The following is a 3036-nucleotide window of genomic DNA, read 5'->3' on the forward strand; positions in this document are numbered from 1 at the left end:
TTTTTTTTCGCTCCCAAGAGCTTTACAATACACAACTAACAATCGTACAGCTTATCCGAGATCATCCACAGAGGGAATAAGCTTGAGTCAAAAAAGCCCAGATTTTGCAAGAATTTAATTTGGTAGTTTGTTATGTTTGCTGTAGGATTAAGAACTGCAAAAAATCGTTTCAAGTTCAAATATCACGAGCAATTGAACGATTTATTTTTTTTGCTCTCAAGAGCTTTACAATACACAATTAACAAATCGTACAGCTTATCCGAGATCATCCACAGAGGGAATGAGCTTGAGCCAAAAAAGTCCAGATTTTGCAAGAATTTATTTTAGTGGTTTGATATGTTTGCTGTAGGACTGAAAACTTCAAATCTGTTTTGTTGCTTTAAAATATTTTTTGATGCTAAATCAAACAATTGAATACATCAACGCGAATCTCGACCGACCTTTAAAGCTAGATAATTTAGCTGAATTAGCTCGCTTGAGTCCCAGACATTTTTCTAGAAAATTCAAGCAAGTTACTGGACTTTCTCCTCATCAATACATAATTGTTTGTCGCCTCGAAAAAGCAAAGTATTTATTGGTACATACAGATATCCCAATCATTGAAATTGCCTTCCTAGTAGGGTTTAATAGTCAAAGTCATCTACATCGTTATTTTAAGCTGTCTTATGGCATTACTCCCAAATCTTTTCGCAGAAAACACAAAAAATCAGCAAGCCGAGTCAATTCTTTTTGTGGCTTGTTTTATATTTGGATGAGCGAAATTTTTAATTTCTCAGAAAACGATCTTTCCCCAAAACTTCATGATTATTATAGGTTTGATTACTTGAGAACACCTTTCAGTTTCTCCGCATCAACAATCTCTGTAAATGGTCATCTTTTACCAACGCTGTTAAATATATCTCTTTTAGAAAAAACATATTCGGCAGAAAATAAGCTTATTGTTGAAGATAATTCTTACTCAAAGCCAGATAAAGAATTTCTAAATATTCGATTGAATCCTTTTGAATTACTATTTTCTAGATCGAATATTAACTCAAAATATAACGATAATTATCAATTGAATACAGAAGTAAATAAAAAGTTAACTTTTCCAAATAAACATGGTTTTCCTAATATTGCTAGAAAAGGAAATATTGAGTTTGGTGGTTCTATGTCGTCAAGAATTATAGAAGAACATCTAGAAAAAGTTGGCGAGCAAGAATTATATGTTATAGAAGAAGTAGATACTATAAAAACTAATTTGAGCGATATTTTTAGGGAAATTAATTCAGGTTTTGATTCGGAATCATTCAACCCTCAAAGCCAATTTAATGATGTTCCTCCGATTGAAGAACCAGATTTTGTAAATACTACAAGTGATATAACAACGGATATCAATGTTTCTGGGGAAACTGATTTAGGGATTGATTCAGAATTATCAACCTCTCAAAGCCAATTTAGTGACTTAGTTGTGGTGAAGGATTCAAGTGTGATCAACATCAAAGATGATGTCACTAATGATTTGCTTGATGTTTTTGGGGAAACTGATTCAGGGCTTGATTCGGAACAATCAAACTCTCAAAACCAATTGGAAGATGTCTCTCCGATTGAACAACCAGATGTGACAAACACTAAAGATGATGTTACTGCTGATGGGGTTGATTTTTCTGGGGAAACTGATTTAGGGCTTGATTCTGAATTATCAAACTCTCAAAACCAATTGGAAGATGTTTCTCCGATTGAACAACCAGATGTGGCAAACACCACAGATGGCTTAACAGAAGATGAGATAAATAATGTAACGGAGAATTTTATTTTTTCTTCCTTGAACCCTGATTCACCCATCAATCTCAATGTAGAATCAATTGTTGAGAAAAAAAGCGACGATAGTTTGTTAGTTGTAACTCAAGATTACCTACTAATAGATATGCATACAGATGGACTTTTCAATGCAGCTAGAAATGCTAGCATAGATGATATTTTGAATATAACTGAAGAAAATAATTTTTTACCAATAGATGTAGATGAAATACAATACATATCTTTAAGTAATGAAGAATCTACTTCACCGAACTTGAATGAAAATTTAATTAATGATGAAAATACTTTAGGAAAAGTTGACCAAAATATTATTATTACTGAAAATGAATTTTAGTAGTAATTTCTAAACAAGATTTCGTATTACTATTTGAATCAAAAAGTTACAGAAGAAGGATAATCAGTTTAAATTATGAGCTTCAGCATATTTAAAAGTCAGCGAAGCTCAATTTAAAAGTACATTAAGCTCTCTATCCCTAATTGATATTTGTAACTGTAGAGCTATGGCACTAGCTTAATTAGACACTCCAGGCTTTTCCAAAATTTTTTCAAAGAACTGAGCAATATGCTGACTCTGAGATTCAAAAGCATAAGTCCTATGGACTTTTTCCATGTTATTGCGCAATGACTTCAAGAGTTGCTTATTGTGAAGAGATTCAGCCAAGTCTTTAACACCACGGAAGGTAAACCAAAATGGAGTGTCTTGGGGATATTCTTCGATAAACTTACTGGTGTCTGTTAAAGCTATAGGGGAAGTAGAGGCTATAGCATAGGCAAAGCGAGTTGCAAGACCTGAAGCGACTCGACGACGCGAAGTTCCATTAAATTCATTGTACATGACTAGATGAGCGTCAAATTGCGAAATGTATTGAGAAAACTTACCGTTCATTAAATCTGGGTTGTAGAAAGTAGGAAACAGATGAAGGTTAGACAAGCCTTTTGTCTCAGCTTTCTCCTTGACAAAGATGTGGATGTCATGTTGCGATAGCCTTTTCAAAAATGGTCCCAATGTATCTTTACGACCATGGCGAAGAGTCTTGGTCCAAAGCTTGCTGGCATTACCAGTGAAAATAATGTGAGGATTTTTATCATAGCATTCGAGTTTTGGTACGTCCAAATCTACCCTACCAGAAGAGGAGAATGCTTTTTCAAGAAATGGTTCAACTCTCATAACACAAGAACCTATCCCACTAATATGATTTTGGTAATCCACATATGAATAGTTGCCAAAGTCAAAAA

2 protein-coding genes are annotated in these 3036 nt (G+C 33.9%); one reads left to right on the forward strand and one right to left on the reverse strand.

From position 1 onward, the window contains the following. Positions 1-394 precede the first annotated feature (394 nt). A complete protein-coding gene (locus H1P_RS32280) occupies positions 395-2134 on the forward strand; it encodes a helix-turn-helix domain-containing protein (protein ID WP_144875419.1) in 1740 nt (579 codons plus the stop codon). 177 nt (positions 2135-2311) lie between these two features. On the opposite strand, the gene H1P_RS32285 is transcribed toward H1P_RS32280, so the two are convergent. After that, the coding region (locus H1P_RS32285) for a hypothetical protein (RefSeq protein WP_222427355.1) at positions 2312-3036 on the reverse strand (725 nt) is incomplete at its 5' end.

Origin of the sequence: Hyella patelloides LEGE 07179, from assembly GCF_900659865.1 — a bacterium.
Classification (GTDB): domain Bacteria; phylum Cyanobacteriota; class Cyanobacteriia; order Cyanobacteriales; family Xenococcaceae; genus Hyella; species Hyella patelloides.

Bases quoted from the DNA above. Each gene is read 5' to 3' on its own strand.
- H1P_RS32280 (WP_144875419.1), top strand. From the start codon at position 395: ATGCTAAATCAAACAATTGAATACATCAACGCGAATCTCGACCGACCT.